This is a genomic window from Staphylococcus sp. EG-SA-2 (genome assembly GCF_017152085.1).
In genome coordinates, this window is the sequence record NZ_JACYHC010000791.1 from 1 (window position 1) to 1358 (window position 1358).

At 34.1% G+C, this 1358-nt stretch carries 1 protein-coding gene; it reads left to right on the forward strand.

Annotation, left to right across the window (positions count from 1 at the left end; all coding sequences use genetic code 11):
- Nucleotides 1–55: 55 nt before the first annotated feature.
- Nucleotides 56–1358: helix-turn-helix domain-containing protein (locus IDG60_RS14310; RefSeq protein WP_206160830.1), on the forward strand; the 1303-nt coding region annotated here is incomplete at its 3' end.

The following is a 1358-nucleotide window of genomic DNA, read 5'->3' on the forward strand; positions in this document are numbered from 1 at the left end:
TTGCTGTAAAATAATGTAAAATAAACGTATTCATATTACTGAATTGAGGGATAGTATGCAACGTGATTATTTAATTCGAGTAGAAACTGAAAGCATGCCAGATTTCAAAAGGCTCAATGGTTTAATGATTGGTTTTGTTATTAAAGGTGAGGCACATATTTATGATGAAAATAACATGACGCAATGCAACAGTGGCGACATTTTCATCATTAACCACCGTGACTTGTATCGATTTCAACTTCAACAAGATGGCATCATATGTTATATCCAATTCCAAATGAAATATTTGGCAGACAAGTTTGATGATGCGCATTGTCTATATTTTCACTTAACAGATGCGACCACAACCAAGAATATACATCAACTGAGAAATATAATGGCAAGACTGGTTTCAACACACATTCGACATAATGAGTTGTCTAAATTGACTGAGCAACAACTTGTGATTCAGTTGCTTATGCATATGATTCATTATGTCCCGCGTACATATCATTCGAACCAAAGTATCTTAAATGATGATAAAGTGAATCAAGTATGCGACTATATCGAGTTACATTTTCATGAAGATTTAAGCCTTTCAGAATTAAGCGAATACGTTGGGTGGTCAGAGAGCCATCTGTCTAAAAAGTTTACAGAATCGCTAGGTGTAGGATTCCAACATTTCTTAAATACGACGCGAATTGAGCATGCGAAACTCGATTTAACATACACAGATGAAACGATTACTGATATTGCATTGCAAAATGGCTTTTCAAGTGCAGCGAGCTTTGCGAGAACATTTAAACACTTTACGCATCAAACGCCTAAACAATATCGAGGTGATCGTCCAGCAATCACTGAAAATCAACAATCGGCACAACATAATTATCACGACCGTGAATTGATATTACTTTTAAATGACTACATTGAAGAAATGAATCATTTCATTGAAGATATTGAAAAGATGAACTATAAAGAGATTGCCTTTAAACCAACTAATCAACAACTAAATCAATTTAATCATATTATTCAAGTGGGCTATTTGAGGAATTTGCTCAATACACAGTATCAATCACAGTTGCTTACATGTCATCATGATTTTCAAGTCAATGAAGTATTAGCATATGATGTGATGCCATATATTATGAAAAAGCTCAATGCGCCATTCACGTATGATGCAGAGATTTCGAATATATTTTATGATATCGATTTGTGTTTAGACTTTTTATTAGATCATAACTTTAGTCTAACCATGCATTTGAATCAGTATGACTCACGAGATTATATCGATGCATTCAAAGTATTTATCCATCACGTTGCCCTGCATGTCAGTCATAGAAAAGATTTGAAGTTCAACTTGTATGTGACGACATTGCACA